At 53.0% G+C, this 25744-nt stretch carries 25 protein-coding genes and 1 tRNA gene; 6 read left to right on the top strand and 20 right to left on the bottom strand.

The window, feature by feature from the left end; all coding sequences use genetic code 11:
• Window positions 1–13 precede the first annotated feature (13 nt).
• Window positions 14–1030, top strand: coding sequence for an RluA family pseudouridine synthase (locus NOU37_02000; protein ID MCQ4574006.1), 1017 nt, complete (start codon window positions 14–16; stop codon window positions 1028–1030).
• A 189-nt stretch (window positions 1031–1219) separates the two neighbouring features.
• Window positions 1220–1435: a twin-arginine translocase TatA/TatE family subunit gene (locus tag NOU37_01995; protein MCQ4574005.1), complete on the top strand. Its 216-nt coding sequence runs from the start codon at window positions 1220–1222 to the stop codon at window positions 1433–1435.
• A gap of 192 nt (window positions 1436–1627) precedes the next feature.
• On the opposite strand, the gene NOU37_01990 is transcribed toward NOU37_01995, so the two are convergent.
• The gene (locus NOU37_01990; protein MCQ4574004.1) at window positions 1628–2209 is read right to left on the bottom strand and encodes a hypothetical protein; all 582 of its coding nucleotides are present in this window, start codon (window positions 2207–2209) and stop codon (window positions 1628–1630) included.
• Window positions 2210–2656: 447 nt separating this feature from the next.
• Between NOU37_01990 and NOU37_01985 the strand changes: the two genes are divergently transcribed.
• The gene (locus NOU37_01985) at window positions 2657–3643 is read left to right on the top strand and encodes a D-glycerate dehydrogenase (protein ID MCQ4574003.1); all 987 of its coding nucleotides are present in this window, start codon (window positions 2657–2659) and stop codon (window positions 3641–3643) included.
• Between the two features lie 19 nt (window positions 3644–3662).
• Here the strand turns inward: NOU37_01985 and NOU37_01980 are convergent.
• The 7 genes from NOU37_01980 to NOU37_01950 form a co-directional block, all read right to left on the bottom strand.
• A tRNA-Leu gene (locus tag NOU37_01980) sits at window positions 3663–3749 on the bottom strand.
• 56 nt (window positions 3750–3805) lie between these two features.
• Window positions 3806–4276, bottom strand: coding sequence for a hypothetical protein (locus NOU37_01975; protein MCQ4574002.1), 471 nt, complete (start codon window positions 4274–4276; stop codon window positions 3806–3808).
• A 14-nt stretch (window positions 4277–4290) separates the two neighbouring features.
• Window positions 4291–5316: a flotillin-like protein FloA gene (gene floA / locus NOU37_01970; GenBank protein MCQ4574001.1), complete on the bottom strand. Its 1026-nt coding sequence runs from the start codon at window positions 5314–5316 to the stop codon at window positions 4291–4293.
• Between the two features lie 71 nt (window positions 5317–5387).
• On the bottom strand, window positions 5388–5840 hold the full coding sequence (locus tag NOU37_01965; GenBank protein ID MCQ4574000.1) for a hypothetical protein: 453 nt from the start codon (window positions 5838–5840) through the stop codon (window positions 5388–5390).
• A gap of 670 nt (window positions 5841–6510) precedes the next feature.
• Complete coding sequence (locus NOU37_01960; protein MCQ4573999.1) at window positions 6511–7983, bottom strand: hypothetical protein; 1473 nt, start codon at window positions 7981–7983, stop codon at window positions 6511–6513.
• Window positions 7984–8452: 469 nt separating this feature from the next.
• Complete coding sequence (locus NOU37_01955; protein MCQ4573998.1) at window positions 8453–9376, bottom strand: phosphoribosylaminoimidazolesuccinocarboxamide synthase; 924 nt, start codon at window positions 9374–9376, stop codon at window positions 8453–8455.
• Entirely contained in the window at window positions 9363–10193 is an 831-nt protein-coding gene (locus NOU37_01950; protein ID MCQ4573997.1) for a DnaJ domain-containing protein, read from the bottom strand. Before NOU37_01950 ends, NOU37_01955 begins: the two co-directional genes overlap by 14 nt.
• A gap of 350 nt (window positions 10194–10543) precedes the next feature.
• On the opposite strand from NOU37_01950, the gene NOU37_01945 reads away from it, so the two are divergent.
• A complete protein-coding gene (locus tag NOU37_01945) occupies window positions 10544–12343 on the top strand; it encodes a phosphoenolpyruvate carboxykinase (GTP) (GenBank protein MCQ4573996.1) in 1800 nt (599 codons plus the stop codon).
• A gap of 21 nt (window positions 12344–12364) precedes the next feature.
• A complete protein-coding gene (gene ubiA / locus NOU37_01940) occupies window positions 12365–13273 on the top strand; it encodes a putative 4-hydroxybenzoate polyprenyltransferase (GenBank protein MCQ4573995.1) in 909 nt (302 codons plus the stop codon).
• Window positions 13274–13364: 91 nt separating this feature from the next.
• On the opposite strand, the gene NOU37_01935 is transcribed toward ubiA, so the two are convergent.
• From NOU37_01935 to NOU37_01900, 8 genes are all read right to left on the bottom strand, one after another.
• Complete coding sequence (locus tag NOU37_01935) at window positions 13365–13595, bottom strand: DUF2905 domain-containing protein (GenBank protein MCQ4573994.1); 231 nt, start codon at window positions 13593–13595, stop codon at window positions 13365–13367.
• The gene (lptB, locus tag NOU37_01930; protein ID MCQ4573993.1) at window positions 13595–14413 is read right to left on the bottom strand and encodes an LPS export ABC transporter ATP-binding protein; all 819 of its coding nucleotides are present in this window, start codon (window positions 14411–14413) and stop codon (window positions 13595–13597) included. The genes NOU37_01935 and lptB overlap by 1 nt, the downstream gene beginning before the upstream one ends.
• Window positions 14410–15831: a S26 family signal peptidase gene (locus NOU37_01925; GenBank protein ID MCQ4573992.1), complete on the bottom strand. Its 1422-nt coding sequence runs from the start codon at window positions 15829–15831 to the stop codon at window positions 14410–14412. Before NOU37_01925 ends, lptB begins: the two co-directional genes overlap by 4 nt.
• Window positions 15824–17623, bottom strand: a complete 1800-nt coding sequence (lepA, locus tag NOU37_01920; protein MCQ4573991.1) for a translation elongation factor 4 — start codon at window positions 17621–17623, stop codon at window positions 15824–15826. The genes NOU37_01925 and lepA overlap by 8 nt, the downstream gene beginning before the upstream one ends.
• Window positions 17624–17889: 266 nt before the next feature.
• A complete protein-coding gene (locus NOU37_01915; GenBank protein MCQ4573990.1) occupies window positions 17890–18504 on the bottom strand; it encodes an XTP/dITP diphosphatase in 615 nt (204 codons plus the stop codon).
• A gap of 78 nt (window positions 18505–18582) precedes the next feature.
• Window positions 18583–19320: a ribonuclease PH gene (gene rph / locus NOU37_01910; GenBank protein ID MCQ4573989.1), complete on the bottom strand. Its 738-nt coding sequence runs from the start codon at window positions 19318–19320 to the stop codon at window positions 18583–18585.
• A 1-nt stretch (window position 19321) separates the two neighbouring features.
• On the bottom strand, window positions 19322–20251 hold the full coding sequence (argF, locus tag NOU37_01905; protein MCQ4573988.1) for an ornithine carbamoyltransferase: 930 nt from the start codon (window positions 20249–20251) through the stop codon (window positions 19322–19324).
• 26 nt (window positions 20252–20277) lie between these two features.
• The gene (locus tag NOU37_01900; protein MCQ4573987.1) at window positions 20278–21471 is read right to left on the bottom strand and encodes an aspartate aminotransferase family protein; all 1194 of its coding nucleotides are present in this window, start codon (window positions 21469–21471) and stop codon (window positions 20278–20280) included.
• 283 nt (window positions 21472–21754) lie between these two features.
• On the opposite strand from NOU37_01900, the gene NOU37_01895 reads away from it, so the two are divergent.
• Entirely contained in the window at window positions 21755–22207 is a 453-nt protein-coding gene (locus tag NOU37_01895) for a hypothetical protein (GenBank protein MCQ4573986.1), read from the top strand.
• A 12-nt stretch (window positions 22208–22219) separates the two neighbouring features.
• Here the strand turns inward: NOU37_01895 and NOU37_01890 are convergent, their stop codons facing one another.
• Genes NOU37_01890 through argB form a run of 4 tightly spaced genes read right to left on the bottom strand, consistent with a single transcriptional unit; the run spans window position 22220 to window position 25686 of the window.
• Window positions 22220–23176: an MlaD family protein gene (locus tag NOU37_01890; GenBank protein MCQ4573985.1), complete on the bottom strand. Its 957-nt coding sequence runs from the start codon at window positions 23174–23176 to the stop codon at window positions 22220–22222.
• A gap of 19 nt (window positions 23177–23195) precedes the next feature.
• Window positions 23196–23993, bottom strand: a complete 798-nt coding sequence (locus NOU37_01885; GenBank protein MCQ4573984.1) for an ABC transporter ATP-binding protein — start codon at window positions 23991–23993, stop codon at window positions 23196–23198.
• The gene (locus tag NOU37_01880; GenBank protein ID MCQ4573983.1) at window positions 23978–24778 is read right to left on the bottom strand and encodes an ABC transporter permease; all 801 of its coding nucleotides are present in this window, start codon (window positions 24776–24778) and stop codon (window positions 23978–23980) included. The genes NOU37_01885 and NOU37_01880 overlap by 16 nt, the downstream gene beginning before the upstream one ends.
• Complete coding sequence (gene argB, locus NOU37_01875; protein ID MCQ4573982.1) at window positions 24775–25686, bottom strand: acetylglutamate kinase; 912 nt, start codon at window positions 25684–25686, stop codon at window positions 24775–24777. The genes NOU37_01880 and argB overlap by 4 nt, the downstream gene beginning before the upstream one ends.
• Between the last annotated feature and the right edge of the window lie 58 nt (window positions 25687–25744).

Genomic DNA, 25744 nt, shown 5'->3' with positions numbered 1-25744 from the left:
CCACAAGAGTGTTATGTCCCGGGAAACACAAGACATTACAGAAGAGAAGGAATTTGAATTCGTAGTCAAGAGAAAGATATACGCGGGCAGAAGGCTGGACAAATACCTGGCCGCGCGGTTCCCACAGTATTCCCGCTCCCTTATCCAGAGACTCATAAAGGAAGGCTCCGTCAAGATTGGCGGCCGGACTGCAAAGAGCAGTTACGTAATAAAATACGGGGATACGGTAACGCTGGAACCTCCCGCCGTAGTGGAAAATAAGATAGAACCAGAAGACGTCCCGCTCGACATCATCTACGAAGACGATTACATTATGGCGGTTAATAAGCCGCCTGGCATGGTTGTCCATCCGGCACCCGGCAACATGAGCGGCACGCTTGTAAACGCGCTGGCCTTTCATGTGAAGGAACTCTCCTCCGCCAGCGGACCCCTGAAAGCGGGGATAGTCCACCGTCTCGACAGGGACACAAGCGGCGTTATGCTGGTAATAAAGAGTGACATGGTCCACAACGACGTTGCCAGACAGTTCATGTCGCGTACGGTAAATAAGGAATATATCGCGTTGGTGGAGGGTGATATAGAATTGGATTCAGACCTGATAGAGCTGCCGATAGGGCGGCATGTCGTTAACCGGCTCAAGATGGCCGTCAGGCACGACGGGGGTAAGGCGGCCTCGAGTATTTATGAAGTAATGGAGCGGTTTGGTGATTTCACGCTGGTGAGGGTCATGCCCAAGACGGGCCGCACCCACCAGATAAGGGTACACATGAAGGCGATAGGCCACCCGATAGTCGCAGACGCGGATTATAACAAACGTGACTGCCTGTATCGGTCAGAGATATTTGGGGAGAAGCCAAAACCGCACGAGCAACCGGTATTGGACAGGCAGGCCCTGCATGCCTACAAGCTGGAGTTTTTTCACCCAGAACTGAAAAAAAGGGTCTCGTTCCAGGCTGAGCTTCCCGGGGATATGGAGGGGGTGCTTGAGCTCCTTCGAGAGCGCGGGCCCGTAAAAAAAAGACGTAAGTGACATTACTATAAGTAGTAACAGAGTATCTAATACAATACCGCCGCCTTGGATAAAAGAAGTTGACAATATCACCGCATAAGTTAAAATGTGGGATACAGTTGTAAATATCCAGTTGTAGGGCAGAATTGTACAACGCCTAGAGGTTCTGTCTATTTATTTAGAATCTCGCAATTTTTGGGAGGACATCCCATGTTTGGTATGCCGGGTGGCTGGGAATGGATAGTTATCCTTGTCGTCGCGCTTCTTATCTTTGGCAAGCGGCTTCCAGACGTCATGAGGTCCTTGGGCAAGGGCATTGTTGAATTCAAGAAGGGCGTCCAGGGCATAGAAGATGATGTGGATAAGGCTGCTACCAAAGAGGCCAAGAAAAAGCTAGAGGAAGAGACGCAGAAGAAGGAAGGATAAAGAACCGTAGCCGATGGGGAAGGATAAGAAGAGAGACCATCTCAAGTGGAGCAGGAGGGTCAAGATCAACAAGGGCCGTAAACCAAACCGGGGAAGGAGCCGGACGGCAAAGCGCCGGCCAATGTGATTAGTGACCCCGCAACCGTAATACCCCCGCCTTCACCGCACAGATAACACTACCTTGAGGTCTAATCAGCGTTGATATCTACTTCTTCCGCCCCGGCCAAACAGCGTCTCAGAGACCTCTTGGAGCTTATCCATACCCTCATGGGCAAACATCCTGACCAGACCGCCTATACCGCCGGCATACGCGCGTAGCAGGTCAAGCTGCATCAGTGTCTGACTATCGTCCTGCCCCGTTGACGCCCCGGCCATACAGGATAACTCTGCGTTGCCGCCGGTGAAGGCAATTGGCCCTCCCCTTATTAGCATGAAAAATACAAGGGCCATTACCGCTCCATATATCGGACGGAACAGGTAGGCCCAGTCCGTCCCTTCTTCCTGAGTAGTCACAGGCTCCGACAGGGACTTCAGGCAGAAGATTATGCTCCCGAGGCCTCCCATGTAACTGGCTATAAGCAACTGGATCAAAACCTCGCGCCCCTTTATCTCTACACCCTCCATAACGTGGGGAAGCGGCTTGACCAGCGAGTACATCCACACGTTCCACACGCCATTCAATAAGGCAAAGGCAAGACCTGCCAGCACCAGAACAATGATCAGCCGTCTCAGGGGGGCGCTGAATGTATTGAACTCCCTAGTTTCTGCGGCCATTATCTATTCCTTCCTTTCCTTTTCCGCGCGTCGAGAAACCACGACGGGCGGCCTGTAATATACATTACACATAAATAAATTACACCCTCTTCCAATAATGGAAGCAAAAAACTTTACGCCCCAGCACCTTGCACCCCGGCGTGCCTCTGGTTAATATATAGAGACCTCTGCAAAATACCCCAAGTGTCATTCTTTGCTGCATCAGGCGGCGTAGGGATAGGGTTTGTCTCACACCAGGGGCGCGGACCCGCTATTTTTTGAGCGGGCCTGTCCGCGGACAGCCATCCGCCTCAGGCGTGAAGTGAAACGGCAGAAGGTGTAGCGTGGCAGCTTGCTGCCACGCTCAACGTTGGAGCAAGCTCCAACGCTACAAACGCCAGATTCTTCGCTCAAGAAACTCAGAATGACAACGCGGTATTAGGAGACTTTTTGAGAGGGGTGTACACAATGTACAAGGTGTTTGTTACGAGGATGATACCGCAGGAGGGGCTGGATGTCTTGAGTGCGGCCTGCTCCGGGCTTGAGGTCTATGCAGACCACAACCCCGTTTCAAGGGAGGAGCTGCTCAACAAGGTCCGGGACAAGGATGGGATACTGTGCCTCCTCTCCGAGAAGATAGATAAAGAACTGATGGATGCCGGAAAGTCGTTGAGGGTCATAGCCAACTACGCGGTGGGATATGACAATATAGACGTTGAGGAGGCCACGGGCAGGAGTATCATTGTCACAAACACTCCCGGCGTTCTGACCGATGCCACGGCCGAGATGGCGTGGGCCCTTCTGCTCTCAATCTCCAGACGCATAGTCGAGGCCGACAGGCTGATGCGCGAGGCAAACGGCTTCAGGGGATGGGAACCTATGCTTCTCCTTGGCGAGGGGTTGAGCGGCAAGACCCTCGGCATTGTCGGCGCGGGCAGGATAGGCCGGGCCATGGTACGGATGTCCCGCGGTTTCAATATGCGTGTATTGTATTTCAGCCGTTCCAAAAAGAAAGACCTTGAGAATGACCTGGGGGCGAAACAGGTGGACCTGGACACACTTCTCAGGGAAAGTGATTTTGTATCCCTGCACGTACCGCTGACGCAGGAGACATACCATCTAATCGGGGCAAGGGAATTTTCACTGATGAAAAAGACCGCCTACCTGGTAAACACCTCCCGCGGCCCGGTGGTAGATGAGAAGGCGCTGGTAGAGGCGTTGAGGGACAAAAAGATAGCAGGCGCGGGGCTGGACGTCTACGAAGAAGAGCCCAAACTAGCCCCCGGACTGAGGGAACTGGATAACGTGGTTCTCGCCCCCCATCTCGGCAGCGCTACCACCGAGACCCGTCGCAACATGGCCGTAATGGCCGCCGAAAATCTGCTAGCCGGCCTCAGGGGCGAAAGACCCAAAAACGTTGTCAACCCGGAGGTGTTTGAGGTGAGCAAAGGGTAGATTTATGGGATAATTAAGATGGTGCCAGAGGTGGGAGTCGAACCCACACGGGCTTGCGCCCACTGGATTTTGAGTCCAGCGCGTCTTCCAGTTCCACCACTCTGGCACGTTTCGAGTGATGGATAACAGGATAGCATCCAGGGTCGCTTATGTCAAAATATGTTAGAAGAGGCGGTGCGTCCTTCTCTTAGCCCTTGGAGGTCCGAGTATCTCGCTCATCACGATGGCCCTCTGCAACTTGTCCTTCGGGAGCATCTCTGAGAGCGAAACCTTTTTTCTCTCCCTAAACGACAGCACCGTGTCCAGAGGTGTCAGTGTTACCCTTCCTTCGTCTTTAACAGGTGACTTGGGCACGGGTGGGTAAGGCGGTACCGCCTCCCCCTCGACGTATTCTTCCTCCCATTCGGGCGGTGCTTCCTCGACGATTATTTCAGGCCCTTCCTGTTGAGGCATCATCTTTTTGAGGGTTTTTTTCAACTCCTCCATGAAGGTGTGGCGTTCCCTGTCCGCCACAGGCTTCCTGGCCTCTTTACGCTGTCCCGCACGCCATTTGAGGAACGTCTTTATCAGGTTTGCCCCGAAGAGGAGCAACAGCAATACGGCCCAAATAATAAGGTCTATGCCTCTTTCCATCTGAGAAAAACCCCTTACGCCTGAGACGTGTCATCCGAAGACTTTGAGATGGACTTTCTCATATCAGTATCGGCCTGTATGTTCCTGAGTTGATAGTAGTCCATTACCCCCAGGTTGCCTTCCCTGAACGCCTGGGAGATTGCCTTTGGTATCTCGGCCTCGGCAAGCACCACCTTGGCGCGATTTTCCGAGACCAGTGCCACCATCTCCTGCTCGCGTGCCACGGCCATGGCCCTGCGCTTCTCCGCTTCGGCCTGCGCCACGCGCTTGTCAGCCTCGGCCTGGTCCCCCTGAAGCTTTGCGCCTATGTTCACTCCAACATCTACGTCGGCAATATCAATGGAAAGTATCTCAAACGCCGTCCCCGCGTCGAGCCCCTTTTCCAGTACCGACTTTGAGATGAGGTCCGGGTTCTCAAGCACCCTCTTGTGGCTCTCCGCCGAGCCGATGGTAGATACGATGCCTTCTCCACAGCGCGCGATAACGGTCTCTTCCGTAGCGCCTCCGACCAGCCGGGACATGTGGGCCCGAACCGTTACGCGGGCCTTCACCTTGAGCTGTATACCGTCCTTGGCCACGGCGTCTATGGTCTGCCGCCCCCTTTTGGGGTCGGGGCAGTCAATGACCCTGGGGTTGACGCTTGTCCTTACCGCCTCCAGCACGTCACGGCCCGCGAGGTCAATGGCGCAGGCCTGCTTGAAGGTAAGGTCTATATTGGCCTTGTTGGCGGCTATCAGCGAGCATACGACGTTTATCACGTTGCCTCCGGCCAGGTAGTGGGCCTCAATGAGCTGGGTGTCTATCTCAATGCCGGCCTTCTTGGCCATTATCCTCGACTCCACCACCACCCGCGCTCTAACCCTCCTGAGGGTCATACCGACCAATTGTATCAGCGACACGGGCGCACCCGACGCAAGGGCCTGGATGTACAGCCATCCGTACTTAAACAACATAAGGAGCAGGATGAGAAGTATCAGCCCGCCAAACAACACTCCTATCACGGCAAATTGTTTTGGTATCACAAAAGGTAATTGTTCCATTATTCTACCTTCCTACCGGCTTTCGCCCCTGCCATTTTTGCCCTCTAGAACAGTGCATGGGGAGGCGTTGGTTAAATGGATTTAACTATAACCCTGTTTCCCTGTACGTCTATTATCTTAATCCTCGTATTCTTTGAGACCATTTCACCGCGGGTTACCACGTCTACCCTCTTGCCGTCTACGCTGGCGATGCCCGTGGGATGCAGGCTTGTTACTGCTACGCCTTCTTCGCCCAGGAACCTGCCAAACTCGCCGGGCGGGTTGAAATCCGCCTCAGAGGCGGTTACGACAAAGGTCCTTGAGGCCAGTCTATACCATAGCAAGACAAAAATGGGAACGGATATTATGCTGACGCCGACCATAATATGTCCCAGGTTGGTCGCGCCCGCCTGATAGGCCCAGTAGATGCTCGCCAGCATGCAGATGGCCCCGCAGATACCCACAATCATACCAGGAATAAGTATCTCTGCAAATACGGCCGCAAGACCTATCGTAAATAAAATGATTAATTCAGTCTGACTCATACTGTTAAGGGGTGTCTTTGTAAATGGTTGTTATGCTTATATTTGTCTTTCTGACATAAGTTTAACAGATGTTGGTTGTGTTGGCAAGAGGTGGGGTTTGTTGATGAAAACGGTATTTGACGGATACTATGCAAGAACGCCTCGAGGCCTTTTTACAACTGAAGAAACTATATAACAGAAAGAGAAAGAAAAGCCTTAACGGCCTCGACTTATCTGCCCCTTCGCTCTCTGTGGATTGTTCTTGCTGTTCAGGCTGTGGCTGTATTTATTGTGTCGTCGTTGTTGTCTTCTTTAAGGTTTAGGTGTGGGTTGTGGTTGTGTCCCTTGTGGTTCTTTTTTTTCCGGGCGTTTTTTTCGGAATAGGTTTTTAATGTGTTTTGGAACTGCTACTGCAAAGGTGACAATGGAGGACGAAATTCCTTTGAAGAAGGTTTTCATGTATCAGCACCCCTTTTTGTAATTGTCAGTACGAGCGAAGTATTTCTCTTTCTTCCTCGGTTTTTACCATACGAAGTATATCACAATTTTTTGTTCTTCAAAGTATAAAAGCGTTAAATGGAAGAACAACGAAAACCAGTTGTAATCCTCTTAGCTTAAGCCGGGAAAGGCTGTTCTTTAGCCACGTTTATCAAGGAGGTTAAGAGATGGAAACGCTCAATACAGGCACCGTTCATATTGGTTTTACCACGATCCTGTTGCCCTGGATCTCCACCACCTCTATCATCCGGTCGGCCTCGATGAATTCGCCCTGCGTGACGACGTCCAGAACGTCCCCGTCAATATCCGCCCTGCCCGACGGCCTGAGTGTGCTAATAGCATAGCCTCTCTTGCCTACAAGGTCTTCCTTGGAGGCCACCGGTACCGTCTCAAAGCCAAGTGCGGCCTCCTCAGAGGTCCTGAGTATCAGCCGGCCAAAGAGCGGCATGTCCGGCAGGTATCTGACCAGTATCGCCATGACCGCTATGCTTCCTATCATGCTGGCCAGTATCTGGAGCAGGTTTACGCGCAGTTCCTCATAATTGTAAGGAGTCTGGGGCACCAGGAAATCCTGAAACGCCAGCACCAGCCCAAGCATCATGGTGAGGATGCCCGCAACACCGAAAAGCCCGAAACCCGGAAGCACGAGTACCTCTACGCCCAGGAGCATGATGCCCAGCATAAATATAATCATCTCCGGCACCTCTGCCAGCCCCACCATGTACTTGCTCAGGAACACGGTCGCGAAACAGAGTACCCCTACCAGTCCAGGCAGCCCGACGCCCGGCGATTTCATCTCCATCCACATGGCCACAAGCCCCACGCCCAGTAGTACGGGGGCGATACTGTCCAGAAAGCGCACCATGTCCTCAGACCAGTTGACCTCAAGGCCTTCCGCCTGCTCCGGCTTTATGCCGTACTGCTCAAACAGATCGTCGCGGTTTTTTACTATAAATTTTGCGAAGCCGTAGTCCTTGGCCTCGATGGAATGCATGGTGAGCAGTTTGCCCTTCTCTATGATGAGTTTCTTGGATTTTATCTGCTTCGTTTCCTCTTCGGTCATCTCCTTTAGTTCTCTGGTGGTGACGAACCGGCCTTCGGGCGCATCTTCGGTGATTATACGGTAGACTTCCAGTTCGCTGGTTACCATGGCCTCGGCCAGCTTGACGGGGTAGCCGTTCTTCTCGGCGAACTTGCGGAATTTTGTCCGCAGGACGGTCTGAATCTTTTCGCCCACGGTCTTGTAACCGCCCTCGGCCGAGGGGATAATCGGTTCACAATCGCCCAGTTCGGCGTGGGGTCCCATCACTATTTCGTTGCAGGAGACGGCTATGAGGGCGCCGGCGGAGATGGCCTTCTTGGGTATATAGGCCACGGTCTTTGTCTCCTCCGGGATGTCCGCGATATGCTCGGATATCTCAAAGGCGGGTTCGAGCCGCCCGCCGTACGTGTCTATCTCGAATATTATGAGCGATGGGTTTTCTTCCAGGGCGATTTTTGTCCGCCTCTCGACGGAGCTGTAGAGACCCCCGTCAATCATGCCCTCAAGGGCGATTACGAAAACCTTTGCCTCCCGTGGAGCCTCCTCCTGCGCGGTTATGAAGTGCGAACACAGCAAGAGGGATGTTAGTAAGAACGATAGTAGACAGGCCGGATTTTTTCTCATAAGTGCTGTATATTCTTCGCCCTATATTTAAAGCCTTTCCTTTAAAAGTATTCTAATCTTGTTATTTTCTGAGGGCAAGATTTTTATTTATTTATAGGTTATATGATTGTATAACCCATAGCGTCAGGGTGTGTTCAGACGCACCCTGCGTACAAATCGTGTGCTGTAGGGGCAGGTCTTGCGCCTGCCCTGTAGCTGCCCCATTTATGGGGCTTTTTTGCCTTCGGCTCGATGAATCGAGCAGCTACAATATAAACCCGTGCGGACAGCCACAGGGGCTGTCCTCAAGGGAGGGTGGCATTCACCCCCACCTGGCCTCCCCCCTCAAGGGGGAGGGAATTTTTTACGGAAGGTAGACAACGAAGCCGTGCCAAAGGCAGATTCGCCTCTGGCGCATTTTACTTCGTTGACAGAGCAGTAAATCAACGACCGTAAAGGTTGTTGTGTGCCGTCTACCGGGAAAGACAGACTACGACATGGATTTGCCGGTGAGGCGGGTGTAGGCCTCTAAATATTTCTCGGTGGTCTTTTTCACTATCTCATCAGGAAGGGGCGGCGCGGGCGGGGTCTTGTCCCAGTCGGTGGATTCCAAAAAATCCCTGACGTACTGCTTGTCAAACGAGGGCTGGGGGCGGCCCGGGCTGTAGCCCTCAAGGGGCCAGAACCGGGACGAGTCGGGGGTGAACACCTCGTCTATCAGTATGAGTCTGTCGTTCAAAAATCCCCATTCGAACTTGGCGTCGGCGAGGATTATTCCCCGCTCAAGCGCGTACTCGCTGCCCGCAACGAATATTTCCATGCTCTTGTCAATGGCCTCACGTGTTACATCGATGCCCACTATGTCTTCCATCCGGGAGACGGGTATATTCTCGTCGTGGCCGGTCTCGGCCTTGGTGGCGGGGGTAAAGATGGGTTCTGACAGTTTTTCTGATTCTCTGAGTCCGGCGGGGAGTTCTATGTCCTGGATGCGTCCCGTCTCCCGGTATTCCTTGAGGCCGGAGCCGGCGAGATACCCCCTGACCACGCACTCAACGGGCAGGGGTTGTGTTTTTTCGACCAGCATGCTCCTGCCCTCGAGGACGTCGCTCACCGTTCGCCCCAGGACATCGCCGAAGAGTTCAAGTCCCCGGCCCATCTCTTTAATGTCGGAGGTGATGAAATGGGACGGTGTTATGTGCGCGAGTTTATTGAACCAGAACTCGGAGAGGGCCGTCAGCACCCGTCCTTTATAAGGGATGCCGGTGGGGATTACCACGTCGAAGACTGAGACCCTGTCGGTGGCAATGAAGAGCAGGTTGCCGTTGAGTTCGTACACGTCTCTGACCTTTCCCTTTTTGAAGAGGGTCAGGCCGGGAAGAGACGTCTCCAGGATGACGGTGTCATCTCTTTTCACTTGCGGTGTGTTTTGAGGCGAGTCCGTTCAAAGGAATATGCGGGGCAAGCTTATCGCAGACCCTTTGCACGCCCCTCAGGTTGGGCTTCAGTGAAAGTGCCAGATTCAGATGCATCACGGCGGAATAATAATCCCCCAGCTTCAGGTAACATTCGGCCATCTTCTTGTACATATGGGCGGACTCGCTCCTGTCGAGCTTCAGCTCCAGCGCCTTTTCGTAGTAGGCGATTGCCTCTTTCGAACCGGCGCGCCTGGCCAGACGCCGGCAGTATATCTTCTGGATACGGTCTTTGAGTTCGTCAATCAGATACGTCCTCTTCGTTCCCCGTTCCAGGCGCAGGTATGCGTCCTCATAGAACTCAAGGGCCTCGGCGTACCTCTTCTGTTTCTCACACTCTTCGCCAAGGAGAAATGTGCAGTCTACGAAGTCCTTGAAGGAGTAATAAGACAGGGGGTCGGAGTTATCCTCTTCCTTCTTCAGGTGCGCATAGTTCTCAAGCGCCTGTTTCCCCCTGCCGTCCAGGAGGTCAATAAGGATGGTCCTCGCCTGAAAATTGGCGGTGTTCTGCCATTTTTCCAGTACCCTGCCGTTGCCGTTGTCCTTCTGAAAACCATACATCTTGTCATAATGGCTTCGGCGGGACTCATCGCCAAGCATCTTGTAGGCCTGAATCACCTGCTTGACCTTTGCTTCCGCCCAGGGTTTGTTGCCGTTCTTGTCGGGATGGTATTCCTTGACCAGCTTCCTGAACGAGCGTTTTATTTCTTCGGTACAGGCCCCTTCGGCTACCTGTAGAACCTCGTAGTAATTTACCAATGGAAAACCTTTAAGCATGGTACCGGATTGCAGATAACAGGATGCCAGCTTTCAACGGGAGGTACCATTACCCATATTGACGGTGCAGGATCCAGCCGCATTCAAAGGCTTCCTGAGAACAGGTTTGTCCTTGAGGCGGCGGGCAGGAACCTGATTTACTGACTCCTCCGTGTCTTCTTAGTTTTTATCAGTTTTTTTAATTAAGTCAAGTTCTATATATGTGTCTGGAAATATGTGACTGGAACCCTGAGCCCTTAACTGTCTTGCCAAAAGGGCAGGAAGCAGGTACAATGCGCCTTCCAAAATTTTGCCTGTAGCCTGTAGAGTGTATTTGAGAAAGGACTAAAATTGTGCCTACACACCTTGAGAAATGGGTTGAAGATATCGCCGGACTTACCAAACCGGATAAAATTTACTGGTGCAACGGTTCGGAGGAAGAGGCTCACAGGCTCATTGAGATAGGGATAAAAGAAGAGAAGCTTGGGGGACGTCAGGTATTTTATGAACTGAACCCGGAGACGTATCCAAACTGTTATTTGCATCGCAGTCATCCCACCGACGTAGCACGTACCGAACACCTGACCTTTGTCTGTCACAAAGACAAAGAGGCCGCAGGCCCGAACAATAACTGGATGGCGCCCGAAGAGGCGAAGGCCCGCCTTACCGAATTATCCAGAGGCTGTATGCAGGGAAGGACTATGTATGTTATACCCTACACAATGGGGCACCCCGACTCACCTTACGCAAAGGCTTGCGTTCAGCTTACTGACAGTTGCTACGTAGCCGTAAATATGAGAATAATGGCCCGGGTGGGAAGCCTTGCAGTGGAGAAGATTGGAAACAATCAGGACTTTGCAAAGGGGCTCCATTCTGTGGGAGACCTCGACCCTGACAGGCGGTTTATTATGCATTTCCCCGAGGATAATCTAATCTGGAGCTTTGGCTCCGGTTACGGAGGAAACGCCCTGCTGGGGAAGAAGTGTTTTGCCTTGAGAATGGCCTCCTGCCTGGCCTTGAAAGAAGGATGGCTGGCCGAACATATGCTGATTATCGGCATCGAGGACCCCCAGGGTAATGTTACCTATGTTACCGCCGCAATGCCTTCAGCCTGCGGGAAGACCAACATGGCCATGCTGGAGTCCACACTCCCCGGCTACAAGATATGGACCGTGGGGGATGACATTTCCTGGTTAAATGTCGGTCATGACGGCAGGCTCTACGCCATCAACCCTGAGGCTGGCTTCTTCGGGGTGGTGCCGGGAACCTCCATGAAGAGCAACCCCAACATGATGAGGACACTAAAGGCGAATAAATTCTATCCCACCCTTTATACAAATACCGCCCTGAACGCGGATACAAACGAACCCTGGTGGGAAGGGATGGATGGTCCCGTGCCGGAGAATCTATTGGATTGGCAGGGTAAACCCTGGGATAGTTCAAAGGGGACAACTGCCGCACACCCCAATTGCAGGTTTACCGTATCTATATATAACTGCCCCACAGTCTCGCCGGAGCTGGATAACCCCATGGGCGTTCCCATCTCGGCGATAATCCTGGGAGGAAGAAGGTCGCAGCTTATACCCCTGGTGACAGAGAGCTTTAACTGGCAACACGGTGTATTTGCGGGCGCCAGAACGGGTTCTGAGACTACCGCCGCCGCCGCTCATCAAATAGGTGTGGTAAGAAGAGATCCCATGGCCATGCTTCCCTTTTGTGGTTATCACATGGGCGATTACTTCAGGCATTGGCTTGACATGGGGAAAAAGCTGGCCTCTCCCCCGAAGATATTTTCAGTTAACTGGTTCAGGGTGGACGAGGAAGGGGAGTTCATCTGGCCCGGATTCGGGGAGAACGTCCGCGTATTAAAGTGGATACTGGACAGGGTGAATAACCGTGTTGAAGCTGAAGAAACACCTTTGGGATATGTCCCGCATTTAAGGGATTTAGACCTGGAAGGATTAGATATTCCCAAAGGAAGACTTGAAAAATTATTCGAGATTCACCCGCAGGACTGGCAGCAGGAGCTGGAAGATATAGAAAAGTTCTTACTTCAGTTTGGCGACCGCCTGCCCCGGGAAATCTTGCAAGAGCTTAATGCTATGAAGGTAAAACTTGGGGCGACTTCTGTTAAAGCAGAACATAGCTCATAATACACCGGGGAGTCTCGAGATATGGGCCCGGGAGAGGACAAGAGGGTGTATTCAGGAGGAGTGAGGGGGCCGGGGTTCTATGAGAAGGCCCTTAGTCTTCTTGAGCTTATCAAATTTCCCCACACAATATTTTCCGTACCCTTTGCGGTGATGAGCGCGTTTCTTGCGGCCGGGGGCATGCCTGCGCTGAAGCCGCTCCTGCTTATACTTGGGGCCCTGGTGATGGCAAGGAGCTGCGCCATGGGCTTTAACAGGCTGGCGGACTTTCGCTACGACGCCACAAACCCAAGGACCAGGAAATGGACCGTCCTGCAGACGGAGCTGGGACGTTCGACGCTCTGGGTGTTTACGCTGGCCTGCGTGCTGGGGTTCGTGGTATTTGCGGCGTCGCTTAACAGGCTTACGCTGTATCTCTCTCCGGTCGCCCTGGCTGTAGTTCTGTTGTATTCATATACAAAGAGGCTTAGCAGTTTCTCTCACTTTATCCTGGGCCTTGCCCTGGCACTGGCCCCGCTTGGGGCCTGGGTCGCGATACGTGCCAGCTTTGACGTCGCCCCGTGCCTGTTGGCCGCGGCCGTGCTGCTCTGGACGGCGGGTTTCGATATAATCTACTCCTGCCAGGACGTCGAGCATGACATACGGATGGGGCTGCATTCCATACCCAAGACGCTGGGCATAAAAAACGCTCTGAGAGTTTCCCTGTTGCTTCACGTCATTATGGTGGCGTTGTTACTGTTGCTTACAAGATATACCACGCTGGGCAGCGTCTACCTGCTGGGTGTATGCGTTACTGCGGTACTGCTCTTCTACGAGCACTCCCTTGTGAAACCGGACGATCTCTCCAGAGTCGACGTGGCCTTCTTCACGGTAAATGGATTTATCAGCCTCGCACTGATGGTCTTCACCCTGATAGACATATTTGTTTCTTAAAAGGTGTACCTGCCAGCGCGATAATTCTGCGGTGGGGGGTGTGCCGGGCGTATTTTTGAGGATTGAAGAGACGCGAGGCCTACCAACGCTCTTACCTCTTCATAAAGCCGCCGAAGAGCCCGAAGAAGAGGGTTAACAGTATGCTGAGAAGTACACAGGTGCCGAACGGGAAGTACAGCTTGAAATTCTTCTTCTCCAATAAGATGTCTCCCGGGAGCCTGCCGACGAGAGGGATCTTGTCTCCTATGAAGAGCGAGAGTCCCATTAGCAGGAAGAAGAGTCCGGTAAATACGAACAGTTTGGCAAGGTTGTTGGGTCCCATTACGGCTTAATGATTCTGAGTTTTTGGGCAGGCCGTTCTGTTTGCATTCTTTGCGCTGTGTCCCGGTCAAGGGTGGGTGGGGCGGCAATCTTCTTTTCCACGGAAAAGCCTTCACCGAGGTAACACTCTATGGCCATGGGGTCACTGACGATATCGGCGGTAGAGCCCTTTGTTATCACCACGCCCTGGTTGAGGATGTAGGAGTAGTCCGTAATTGACAGGGCTTCCCTTACGTTGTGGTCGGTGATGAGGATACCGATATTTTTGTTCTTGAGGCCGAGCACCATTGCCTGTAATTCGGCTACGGCGATGGGGTCAATCCCCGAGAAAGGTTCGTCGAGCATGATAAGCGCCGGGTCTCCGGCCAGGCAACGGGCAATCTCCAGGCGCCTCTTCTCACCGCCGGATAAGGTGAAGGCCTTTTTCTTCGCGAGGTGCGGGAGACCAAAGTCTATCAGAAGCCGCTCGGCCCTGCTGCGTCTGTCTGCGCGAGAGAACTTCCTGGCCTCAAGAACGGCCAGGATGTTTTCCACAACCGTCAGTCTTTGAAATACAGACGTTTCCTGACACAGGTATCCAAGTCCCATCCGGGCACGCCGGTATATGGCGAGTTTTGTTATGTCTGTACCTTTAAAGAATACCCTGCCTCTGTCGGGGCGGGTTATGCCTATTATGCTGTTGAAGGCGGTGCTTTTGCCGGCGCCGTTGTGGCCCAGAAGACCCACAATCTGGCCGCTGCTGACTGTGATGTCAAGAGAGTTCAAGACCACCCTCTTACCGTATATCTTTGTAAGTCCCAGAGTATCTAGCAGTTTCACCTGATCGCCCCAATGCCGCTCAGCGGCCAGAAGATAAAGAACGCCTTGCCCACAATGTCGGTCTCATGGAAAAACTTCCATACCCTGCTGTCCTTGCTGTTCATGCTGTTATCACCTAGGACAAAATACTCGTTCCCACCAATTCTAAGTGGCGCGGAGATGGCCCAGCGGCCCGCTGTCAGGTTGGAGCTGTAATATATGTCCCTAAATATCTCAATTTCCTCAAACCTGCAGGCAACGTCTTTGCCGCCTATCTTTATCCCGCTCCGAGAAAGCTGTTTTCCGTAACCAGGGTCATCTGAATTGTCATCATAAGACAACACTTGTTTCCCGTCAAGCATAAGCCGCAGAGTGCCGTCTACATGGTAAAAGTCTACTTCGTGTCTATGCCCCGGAATCAGATATGCGTCGGTCTGTGCCAGTGTCTCCTGAGAACGTTTCAGGGTGCATTTCTCCCCCAACAAACCCTGGACGGGTATGCAGGCCTGAAAGACGTCCTGGTCTCTTTCTAAAACAAGACATATGTTGCCGGAGCCCTTTTGAACGGTCAGGGACATCTTCAGTCTCAGGTCCCCCACTACGTTTGCGCCGGTCAAATTGTTGTACGCGTAGGAGTCGAGAAGCCTTCTGGCAAAGGAGGCAAAGGAGGTCTTACCCCCCGCCTGTGAAAGGTCGAGGAACAGACTTTTCTTGTCATTTTCCCAATACTCAACGTCAAAGTTCCAGGATGGGGCGACTACTTCCTTTGGAGGGTACGTGCTGTCGTATACCGGCACCCAGAGGTCTTCCTGTGTCTTTTTGGGTTTTGTCGCGACCTTGCCGTTTATGAATATGTCGCCACCCTTTATTTGGATTTCTTCACCAGACAGTCCCACGAGACGTTTAATGTAGTTTTTCCGCTTGTATTTAAGCCTGGTCGAACCACATTTCTCGCACTTCATCCCCTCAGCCGATATCTTGTCAAACATAACATAACCGCAGTCCTTACACCTGACGTCCACAAGCGGGTACTTGAAGACTATTACATCCCATCTCTCGGGCTCATGGAAATTATAGGTAAGCTTGCTTACAAATATCCTGTTCCCGCCGCGGGATTTATTTTTGTACACACTGGTCTGAAAGAGGCAGTTGGGGCATGTTGCCTTTGAACTGTGGTGGTCTCTTGTGAAATTCCATCCGCAATTCGGGCATTCGACGTGTTTATGTACCCCTACGAGGGTCGGGGCCATTGACCCGGTCGGTATCTTAAAGGCCTCCATTATAAAATAGCGTATGCCCAGGGCGATGATGATTGAAATGGCGATCCACTGGACGTTCTCCCTTATTATATGGAAGCGGGATTTTTCTTGTTGCTCCTCGTCGGCCGCCCTGAACCAGTTCAGGACCCTTGAGACCATACCGGTTTTGTCCTTATTCATTGTTGGTTGCCATTACTGAGAGAAAAGCCTCCTGGGGTATCTCCACACTGCCAATATTTTTCATGCGTTTCTTGCCGGCCTTTTGTTTCTCCAGCAATTTTCTCTTTCTGGTGACGTCACCACCGTAGCATTTGGCGGTTACGTTCTTCCTCAGGGGCGTAATGGTCTCGCGTGCTATTACCCTCGAACCGACAGCCGCCTGAATCGCCACCTCAAACATGTGCCGGGGAATCTCCTTCCTCAGTTTCTTTACAAACTTTTTTCCCCTGCTGTGCGCCTCGCCCCTGTGTACGACGGAGGACAGGGCGTCGACTTTCCTGCCGCCTACAAGTATGTCCAGCTTCACGAGGTCTGCGGGTTTGTAGCCTGTGAAGGTGTAGTCGAGTGTCCCGTAACCTCTGGTGGCGGATTTCAATCTGTCGTGGAGATCAAATATCATCTCCACCAGGGGAAGCTCATAACTGAGCATCACGCGCTTCTGGCTGAGATATTCCGTCTTCTTATATTTCCCGTGTCGTTCTTTGGCCAGTTGCATAACCGCACCCATAAATTCTACGGGGAATATGATATTGATGTTTACAATCGGCTCGCGGAATTCCGCTATCTCTGTTGTGGGTGGCACTTTCTCCGGATTGTCTATAGTAAGCACATCGCCGTTTCTGGTAAGGATCTCGTAGGTTACACTGGGGGCGGTCTGTATGAGATTGACGTTACTTTCCCTCTCCAGCCTCTCCTGGACTATCTCCATATGGAGGAGCCCCAAAAACCCGCAGCGGAAACCGAAGCCCAGGGCAAGCGATTGCTCCGGTTCAAAGGTAAAGGAAGAGTCGTTAAGGGCCAGTTTCTCCAGCGCAGCCCTCAGGGGCACAAGGTCTGTATCCATCGTGGGGTACAGGCCGCAGTACACCATAGGAAGGGGCTTCTTGTAGCCGGGCAGGGGCTTGTGGGCCCTTTCCCTGGAATTCGTTATCGTGTCGCCAACCTCCACGTCCTGTATGGTCTTTATGTTCGCTACGAAATAGCCGACCTCCCCCGTCCCGAGTTTGTCGGTGGCGGTCATGCCGGGCTTAAATATACCGACCTCGGCGACCTCAAACGTCCGGTCCTTTTTCATCATGTAGACCTTGTCGCCGGGGGTCAGAGAGCCGTCAAAGATGCGGACGTAAACAATGACCCCGCGGTACCCGTCATATACTGAATCGAATATGAGCGCGCGCAGAGGCCCGGCGCTATCGCCCTTGGGCGGTGGTACCCGTTCGATAATGGCCTCTAAGATGTCCTCCACCCCTGACCCTGTCTTTGCGCTGACACGAATTACCTCTTCGGGCAAGATGTCCAGCGTGTGCTCCATCTCCTCAATTACCTCTTCCGGCCTTGCCTGCTGCAGGTCTGTCTTGTTTACGGCGGGTATTATCTTAAGGTTGTGGTCCCGCGCCAGAAAGGTGTTGGCAACCGTCTGGGCCTCAACGCCCTGGGAAGCGTCTACCAGCAGAAGCGCACCCTCGCAGGCGGCGAGACTCCGGCTTACCTCGTAACTGAAGTCCACGTGCCCCGGTGTGTCGATAAGATTTAACACGTACTCCCTGCCGTCTCTCATGTGCGTAAGCGTGACGGTGCTGGCCTTTATGGTTATGCCCCTCTCGCGCTCAAGGTCCATATTGTCAAGGACCTGTTCCCTTAGCTCCCTGGAGCTCAAGGTCTGGGTGTACTCAAGCAGCCTGTCGGCCAGGGTGCTCTTGCCGTGGTCTATGTGGGCGATTATGCAAAAATTCCGTATCTGTTTTGTGTCCATAATATTATGTTAAGAGCAGGGGTGGGGTTACCCCGCCCATGCAATTAAGCGCAACAAGAATTTGGGGTACTACACGACAATAAAACGCCATTATAATTGTCCCAAGATACTGACTTATAAAACATTATACGCTAACACAAACACGGGTTGAAGTCAAATTGAGTTGGCTGAAGCAGGGACACGTTGTCCGCCTTAGGTTGGAAATTCGCCATTTTTGGGGCGGGCGGATGCCCCTATAATGTTGCAGGGTGGGTGTGCATATCCTGTCAGGATGAAGAGGGCATTGTGTCCAGCAACCTCAACAATCTTTCCCCGAATTTCTTGAGTGCGCGGGTGCGGTGGCTCATCTGGTTCTTTATCTCCGGTCCCAGTTCGGCGAAGGTCTTGCCGCATTCAGGAACGTAGAAGACCGGGTCGTAGCCGAACCCGTGACTGCCCCTGGGCCCTTCGGCTATTATTCCGGCGCATTCCCCCTCTACTACGAAGATGAGACCCTCCGGCCTGGCGAGCGCAATAGTGCAGTGAAATCTTGCGGTGCGCCGGGCTGTTGGTACGCCCTCAAGGGCGTTAAGGAGTTTTATGTTGTTGTCCTCATACGTGGTGTTTTTGCCTCCATACCGGGCGGAAAATACGCCCGGTTCGCCGCCCAGGGCATCCACCTCAAGCCCTGAGTCATCGGCCATAGTACAGTAACCTGTTGCCTTTGCCCACTCCACGGCCTTTTTGACGGCATTCTCGCTGAAGGTATGGCCGTCTTCGATAATTTCAGGCAGTTGGGCGAGTTTCTCAGGGCTGATGAGTTCTACGGGCAGGTCACGGAGGATTTCACGAACCTCCTTGAGTTTATGCGGGTTGGTTGTGCCTATGAGTATCTGGCGCACGATATTAATAGCCGATTCTTCGTCAAGCCCTTTTGTCGAGACGTAACCAGGAGATGAGATTTCTACGGCTAGATTCTTCTAGGGAGTCGAAGTTGTTTCTATACCGCCCAATGCCTCTTTCTGCAGTCCGGTCAGTTCCGCGATACCCTTCCTGGCCACTGCAAGCATCTCGGTCAGCTGGCCGTCGCTGTACGTGTGCTCCTCCCCGGTACCCTGTATCTCAATGAATTTCCCGTTACCGGTCATGACGATGTTCATGTCCACCTGTGCGGCGACGTCTTCGCGGTAGTCCATATCCAGCAGCACCTCGTTGTTTACAAGTCCAGTGCTCACCGCAGCGACGGTGTCTTTCAGGGGTAGTTGGCGAATTAATTCCCTTTTTTTCATTTTATTAAGGGCGTCTACGAGGGCCACGTATGCGCCGGTTATGGCGGCGGTGCGGGTCCCCCCGTCGGCCTGAATGACGTCGCAGTCGATCCATATAGTCCTTTCGCCGAGTTTTGTCATATCGGCCACCGCCCTCATGCACCTGCCGATAAGGCGTTGTATCTCCTGTGTGCGCCCGTTAATACGGCCCCGGCTTACTTCCCTGGTGGTGCGGGTACTGGTGGAGCCCGGAAGGAGTGAGTACTCCGCCGTTATCCAGCCATGCCCGCTGCCCAGGCGGTGACGGGGAACCCCGTCCTCTACACTGGCGGTACAGATTACCCTTGTGTCTCCCATCTCTATCAGCACAGAACCTGCGGCATACTTCGTGTAGCCCCTGTGTATAACCACAGGTCTGAGTTCGTCCGGTTTTCTGCCGTTTGCTCTCATGTCATTTCCTGTCTGGAAGAAGTAGTAGTTTTAGTATCGCCTTCTGCACGTGCAGGCGATTTTCCGCCTGGTCGTACACGATGGAATTGGGGCCGTCCAATACCTCGCTCGTTATCTCTTCGCCGCGGTGGGCGGGAAGGCAGTGCATAACCAGCGCATCCCCCTTTGCCAGCGCCACCAGTGCGGCGTCAACACGGTAATTCCTAAAATCCCTTCGCCTCTTTTCCGCCTCCGCCTCCTGCCCCATGCTCACCCAGGAATCCGTATAGAGGACGTCGGCATCCCGGGCCACTTCCTTCGGGTCATTGCTGAGCGTCAGGGAGTTTCCCTCTGCCAGCGTTTTCAGCGTGTCGAGAAATCCCCTGTCCAGTTCGTACCCCTTTGGAGAGGCGACGCGGAAGGCAACGCCCAACCGTGCGCAAAGGAGCGCGAGGGAGCGGGCCACGTTGTTGCCGTCGCCGACAAATGAGACCTTCACGTCCTTAAGTGTCCCGCGCTTTTCCATAATCGTATACAGGTCCGTCAGCGCCTGGCAGGGATGGGCGTAGTCGGAGAGGGCGTTGATTACCGGTACGGTGGAGTCCTTCGCCATCTCCAGCACGGTCTTGTGGGCAAAGGTTCTGACGGCTATTGCGTCCACGTACCTTGAAAGGGTCGTGGCGACGTCCTTGACCGATTCGCGGTGACCCAGGTCTATATCCTGATGGCTCAGATAGGTAACCCCTCCTCCTAACTGCCTCATGGCTACGTCAAAAGACACCCGCGTCCTGAGCGAACTCTTCTCGAACACCAGCGCCAGGGTCCTCCCATCAAGGGGTTTCGTCCCGTCCCCCCTGGCCGGCGAAGACTTCATCTCCCCGGTCATGTTGAAGATCTTGTCTATGTCATCAAGAGATAAGTCTGCTACAGTAAGGAGATGTTCAGGTGGCATATCTGTCCGTACTCTTTCGTAAACATTTACTTACATTCTTCGAGCACGCCCTCCAGGATGTCTATCCCGGTGTCTACGTGCTTCTTCTTCACGTTAAGCGGTGGCATAAACCGGATAACGTTTTCGTGTGTGCAGTTAAGGAGGAGGCCACTCTCCATACACTTCTTTACTATAGTCGCGCCCTCGTTATGCAGCTCAATACCTATCATAAGGCCAATACCCCTCACCTCTTTTATAATGCCGGGGAACTTTTCTGCAAGGGAATTCAGTCTCTCCATGGAATAGCTTCCCATCTCCGAGGCGTTCTCCAACAGCCCTTCCATTTGGATGGTCTCAAAGACGGCTATGCCGGCGGCGCAGGCAAGCGGGTTGCCACCGAAGGTGGAGGCATGACTGCCGGGGACCATACTCTCGGCAAGGCCGGCCCTCGCCTCCATCGCGCCAATGGCCGTACCGTTTCCCAGAGACTTGGCCAGCGTCATAATGTCGGGTGTTATCCCATAGTGGTGATAGGCGAAGTATTTACCCGTCCGCCCCATGCCGCACTGGACCTCGTCCAGGATGAGGAGCAGCCTCAGCTCGTCGCAGAGGCGCCTGAGACCTTTTAGATAATCCTGTGATGCGATGTTTATCCCGCCTTCCCCCTGTATAGTCTCCAGCATTACCGCGCAGGTCTTGTCGTCAGCGGCCTCTTTCACCGCGTCGAGGTCGTTAAACGGTACGAAGGTAAAACCCTCAAGCATCGGCGAAAAGCCCTTATGATACTTTGGTTGCGCGGTTGCAGAGAGCGCCCCCATGGTACGCCCGTGGAAGGAGTCGTGCATGGTGATTATCTTATACTTTTCCAGGGGGCTGTAATGTATCCTGGCCAGCTTGATGGCGGCCTCGTTGGCCTCGGCGCCGCTGTTACAGAAGAAGCACAGACCGCCGAAGGAGTTGTTTGATATGAGTTTGGCCAGCCCGCCCTGGGCCTCTGTGTAAAATATATTCGGGGCATGGACCAGGAGCTTTGCCTGCCTGCTGACGGCATTTGACACCCTGGGATGACAGTGTCCCAGGTTGCTTACTGCCCAACCGGAAAACAGATCCAGATACCTCTTACCGTCACTATCCCAGAGGTGTACGCCCTTGCCCCGGGTCAGCACCACCGGGTTCCGGATGTAGTTCGGCATGACGTACCTTTTGAAGCTTTCTATTGTGCTGTTAGTGTCAACTTTCATTGGCCTTACCTTAAATCATGTCGCGGCTGAGTGCGGTATTATCGCACACCAAAAAAGCACAATCAAGTATAACCTCTTTCGAAGTGATTTTTCTCAAGGTGACATAGTGCGCTGCCGCAGCCCTTGTCATGGGCTCGATATATTATTATAATTGCTTTTGAGTTCGGAAGATGTTATTAAATTGTTGGAAAATTCTACGTACGTTTTGTACTAGTCGTTCCGAGGGGTTGAATCCGCCTGAGACGGAAAGCCACACCAAAGGTGTGATGTTAAAAGATACAAGATGAAACTAACCTGTGTTGTACTCTTGGCGCTTTTCCTTACCGGATGCACAGGCATGTCGGAGGAATGGGGTGTTGGTTTTGTGAAGGGGGTGAGGAGCCTTCCCGCACGCGATTTCACCGCTGGGGAAAAGAAAGAGGCGATGGCGGCAAAGGAACGTTTTGAAAAACCGTTCATCGAGGAGCTGCGGAGGCAGCTGGCCGAGAACGATCTATTGGGCCTGAAGGGCTGGCTGGTCTTCTTCGATTTCTTCTCCGACGGCACTATCAAGACGGCCAACGTCTGGGTCTACACCTACTGGGGAAGCGAACAGAGGTATAACGTCTACAGCGTCCCGATGGAATCGTTTACGGACGAGACCCAGCTGCCAACAATAGTGGAAGAGTCCACACAGGAAGTTACAAGCCTTCTCCTGGAGAAGGCTGCCTTCATGTACCAGCAATCGGTAGATTAGTAGATGCACCCCCTAGAAGGAACTATACATTACACTGCTGAAGGCGCCCTGCGGCATCATGGCCCTGAACCCGTTAACCGTCTCTGCCAGGTTGGCCATCATATTTTTTAGGTCTTCGTGAAGGTCTTCGCTCCTGACCAGCTTACCCAGGGTACCCTCGCCTCTGACCATCTTGCCTAGGATGATGTTGGCATTTCCTACAGCCTCGTTGAGGTCATTAAAGAGTTCCTCGTCTGCGATTAGCTTGCCCATGGTGCCCTCACCCTTGGCCATCTTGGCCATGATTACGTTTGCGTTAGTTACCGCCTCGTTGAGGTCGTCAAAGAACTTGTCGTCCACCAGGAGTTTGCCAATAGTTCCTTCTCCACGGGCCATCCTTTCCATAATCTCGTTGGCGTTTGTTACCGTGCCCTTGAGATCGTCGAATATCTCATCGTCGGCAAATAGTTTTCCTATTGTACCCTCCCCGCGCTCCAGTCTTGCCAGGATTGTCTGAGCGCTCTTGAGGGTATCGGTGAGGATGTCAAGACTGCCCATTGCCAGGTCGAGCTTCACCAGCATGTCACTGAATCCGGGGACGTTAGCACTCTCCATCACACTGCCGGGGGGGAGCGGGGGTCTATTGGGCGGTACCAGGCTTATGTCTATGTAACTCTTGCCGAACAGGAAATCGGGGACGATTACCGCGACAGAACCCTTTCTGATTGGAATATTTCTGCCAACGGCCATCGTTACCAGTATCTTACCGGCTTCAATGTCTACACGCTTGACCTCCCCGATGTCCATCCCGGAGAGGGTTACCCTTGAGCCCCTCTTCAGGCCCTTGGAACTCTGAAAATAGGCCTTGTAATCGTTGTGCTTTTTGAAAAAACGTCCTACCTGCTCTACCCTGAAGGTTATGAGCCCAAGTATGACCATACCGATGATGAAAAATATACCAACCTTTTTTGCCTGTGCCGGTGACGCCATAACGACACACCTCCCTGTATCAAGGGTTTTCCTTAGCCCCTTGCCTCTTAAACCTGCTTGTAAATTGTTCGACCACCGGGTTTGTGCTGTGCAAGAACTCCTCAGGTGAACCCTCTTCCACTATCTTACCATCATATATCATAACAATACGATCTGACAACTTAAAAGCGGAATCCATGTCATGGGTTACTATGACAGTCGTCTTCTTTAATTTGCTCTTCAAGTCGTCTATCAGTGTGTCTATGCGTTCGGCCATCACCGGGTCAAGGCCCGTGGTCGGTTCGTCGAACAGGAGTATTTCAGGGTCCATCGCCAGTGCCCTGGCTACCCCCACTCTCTTCTTCATTCCGCCGCTCAATTCCCCGGGGAGCTGTGAGTCCTTGCCCTCAAGCCCCACGAGGGCGAGCTTCTCCCTCACAATCCCAGCTATATGTTTCTTGCTGAACCTGCGCTGTTCGGTGAGGCCAAGACCAACGTTCTCAGCCACCGTAAGAGAGTTCAAGAGCGCCGAACCCTGAAAGACCATTGCAAATTTCCGCTGAATAGCCTCAAGATGCTTACCAGTCTTGCCCGTGAGCTCCTCGCCGTAGATATATATATTGCCCGAAGCGGGCCTGGCCAGACCGATTATATGTTTTAGGAGTACGCTTTTGCCCGCACCGCTGCCGCCTACTATGACAGTCGATGTTCCGTCGTAAATCTTGAGGTCGAGGCCCCTGAGGACATGATTACCTCTGAACCATTTGTGTAGCTGGCGCACCTCAATTGCCGTCTCTCCTTCGACCTCTTTTATCTCTGAATTTATTGCAGTAACCATAGCCTGGTAACAAAATAATTGGATATGTAAACGCTTACAAAGGAAAAAACCACTGAGTTGGTCGTGGCAAGACCCACCTCGCCGGGTCCGCCTACCGTGGCGAGCCCGCGCTGACAGCTTACTATCGCAATAATGACGCCAAAGACCGCCCCCTTTACCATCCCTTGAGCAATATCCCCAAAGGTCAGCCACTCCTCTAGGTTCTCAATGTATATGAAGAACGGTACGCCGAAATATGCCTTTGCCACGGCGGCCCCGCCTATCATTCCCACCAGGTCCACGTAGACGACCAGCAACGGCAACATGATGACGCAGGCGAGGAGCCTGGGCATAACCAGATAGCGCACGGGATTGATGCCAAGTGTCTTCATGGCATCAATCTCTTCAGAGACGCTCATTGTGGCTAGCTCGGCGGTAATGGCGGCGCCTATCCTCCCAATGACCAGTATAGCCGTCAGGACCGGACCCAGTTCTCGTGCCATAGATATAGCCACAACCGCGCCGATACTTTTTTCCTGGCCATACGTCTGTAGCGCGACGCCCATCTGCAGGGCGAGTACGAACCCGATAAATAACGCCGTCAGGCTCGCAATGGGCAGCGTGTCCGCACCTACCTTGCCCATCTGGGCGAGAACCTTGTCCAGGTTCTTAAACACCGCCCGGCACCACAGTATGGATGCGGCCAGCAACTGGCACATCTCGCCCACGGATTGCGCGAAATTCAGAAACCCGTTACCAATGACTATGAAGAACCTGCCGAATTTCGTCCGACCCGCGTTGCTCATAGCACTATTTGTGTGCCTATCCCCTTGTCCGTAAATATCTCTAGTAGAAGTGAGTGGGGTATCCTGCCGTCAATTATGTGGGCCTTCTTCACCCCATGTTCAATCGCCCTGAGGCACGCCCATGACTTGGGCAGCATGCCGCCCGCGATTACCCCGCTCGCGACAAGCGACATTACCTCAGCCTTCGACAGGCTGGATACCGTGGTATCATCACAAGAAGGGTCCGTCATAATACCGTGCGTGTCTGAGAGAAACACCAGCTTCTCGGCCTTCAAGGAACCGGCCATGAAGGACGCCACATTGTCAGCATTTACATTTAACAGGCCGTCCCGGCCCCGCGCAACCGGCGCTATTACAGGTATCTTACCAGCATTGCATGCCTTACGAAACGCCTTTTCTTCTATCGACAAGAGTTCCCCCACACGGCCCAGGTCTATCTTTTTACCACCCTCGTCCGTTGCCATATATTGTTCAGCCTTCAGCGGGGGACGCCCATTCCTCCACAGATTGACTCCCTCGTCCCCCAGACCCTTAAGCTCGTCCAGTATACCCTTATTAACGTCGTTTATCAGGATGTCTACCACTATATCAAGTGTCTCCTGGTCGGTAACGCGGTGTCCCTGAACAAACTTGGGTTTTTTGCCCCTCTTTGCCATTTCCTCGGTAATGTGGGGCCCGCCTCCGTGGACGAGTATGGGCCTCATGCCCACCGTCTTCATGAAGATGACGTCCTCAAGAAGCCCGCGCAGTTCACCCCCCGCGGCCAGGGCGCTGCCGCCCAGCTTTATTACAATCAGTTTGTCCCTGAAGGCCTTAATGTACGGCAGGGCCTCTATGAGTGTGTCCGCCTTGCGGATAGCCTCTTCCACCAGTCCCCTCACAATAAAATTGTCTACGAAATATAGCACCTCTGACCTTATGCGTCAATTGCTTTACAGCAGGATATTTACGTAAAAGGGCTTATTG

It is taken from the genome of Candidatus Bathyanammoxibius amoris (genome assembly GCA_024451685.1).
Lineage (GTDB): Bacteria > Planctomycetota > Brocadiia > Brocadiales > Bathyanammoxibiaceae > Bathyanammoxibius > Bathyanammoxibius amoris.
The sequence above is the reverse complement of the archived record's forward strand: the minus strand, read 5'-3'. Positions and strand labels throughout refer to the sequence as shown.

Bases quoted from the DNA above. Each gene is read 5' to 3' on its own strand.
- NOU37_02000 (MCQ4574006.1), top strand. From the start codon at position 14: ATGTCCCGGGAAACACAAGACATTACAGAAGAGAAGGAATTTGAATTC.
- NOU37_01995 (MCQ4574005.1), top strand. From the start codon at position 1,220: ATGTTTGGTATGCCGGGTGGCTGGGAATGGATAGTTATCCTTGTCGTC.
- NOU37_01990 (MCQ4574004.1), bottom strand. From the start codon at position 2,209: ATGGCCGCAGAAACTAGGGAGTTCAATACATTCAGCGCCCCCCTGAGA.
- NOU37_01985 (MCQ4574003.1), top strand. From the start codon at position 2,657: ATGTACAAGGTGTTTGTTACGAGGATGATACCGCAGGAGGGGCTGGAT.
- NOU37_01975 (MCQ4574002.1), bottom strand. From the start codon at position 4,276: ATGGAAAGAGGCATAGACCTTATTATTTGGGCCGTATTGCTGTTGCTC.
- floA (MCQ4574001.1), bottom strand. From the start codon at position 5,316: ATGGAACAATTACCTTTTGTGATACCAAAACAATTTGCCGTGATAGGA.
- NOU37_01965 (MCQ4574000.1), bottom strand. From the start codon at position 5,840: ATGAGTCAGACTGAATTAATCATTTTATTTACGATAGGTCTTGCGGCC.
- NOU37_01960 (MCQ4573999.1), bottom strand. From the start codon at position 7,983: ATGAGAAAAAATCCGGCCTGTCTACTATCGTTCTTACTAACATCCCTC.
- ubiA (MCQ4573995.1), top strand. From the start codon at position 12,365: ATGGGCCCGGGAGAGGACAAGAGGGTGTATTCAGGAGGAGTGAGGGGG.
- NOU37_01935 (MCQ4573994.1), bottom strand. From the start codon at position 13,595: ATGGGACCCAACAACCTTGCCAAACTGTTCGTATTTACCGGACTCTTC.
- NOU37_01925 (MCQ4573992.1), bottom strand. From the start codon at position 15,831: ATGAATAAGGACAAAACCGGTATGGTCTCAAGGGTCCTGAACTGGTTC.
- lepA (MCQ4573991.1), bottom strand. From the start codon at position 17,623: ATGGACACAAAACAGATACGGAATTTTTGCATAATCGCCCACATAGAC.
- rph (MCQ4573989.1), bottom strand. From the start codon at position 19,320: ATGAGAGCAAACGGCAGAAAACCGGACGAACTCAGACCTGTGGTTATA.
- argF (MCQ4573988.1), bottom strand. From the start codon at position 20,251: ATGCCACCTGAACATCTCCTTACTGTAGCAGACTTATCTCTTGATGAC.
- NOU37_01900 (MCQ4573987.1), bottom strand. From the start codon at position 21,471: ATGAAAGTTGACACTAACAGCACAATAGAAAGCTTCAAAAGGTACGTC.
- NOU37_01895 (MCQ4573986.1), top strand. From the start codon at position 21,755: ATGAAACTAACCTGTGTTGTACTCTTGGCGCTTTTCCTTACCGGATGC.
- NOU37_01890 (MCQ4573985.1), bottom strand. From the start codon at position 23,176: ATGGCGTCACCGGCACAGGCAAAAAAGGTTGGTATATTTTTCATCATC.
- NOU37_01885 (MCQ4573984.1), bottom strand. From the start codon at position 23,993: ATGGTTACTGCAATAAATTCAGAGATAAAAGAGGTCGAAGGAGAGACG.
- NOU37_01880 (MCQ4573983.1), bottom strand. From the start codon at position 24,778: ATGAGCAACGCGGGTCGGACGAAATTCGGCAGGTTCTTCATAGTCATT.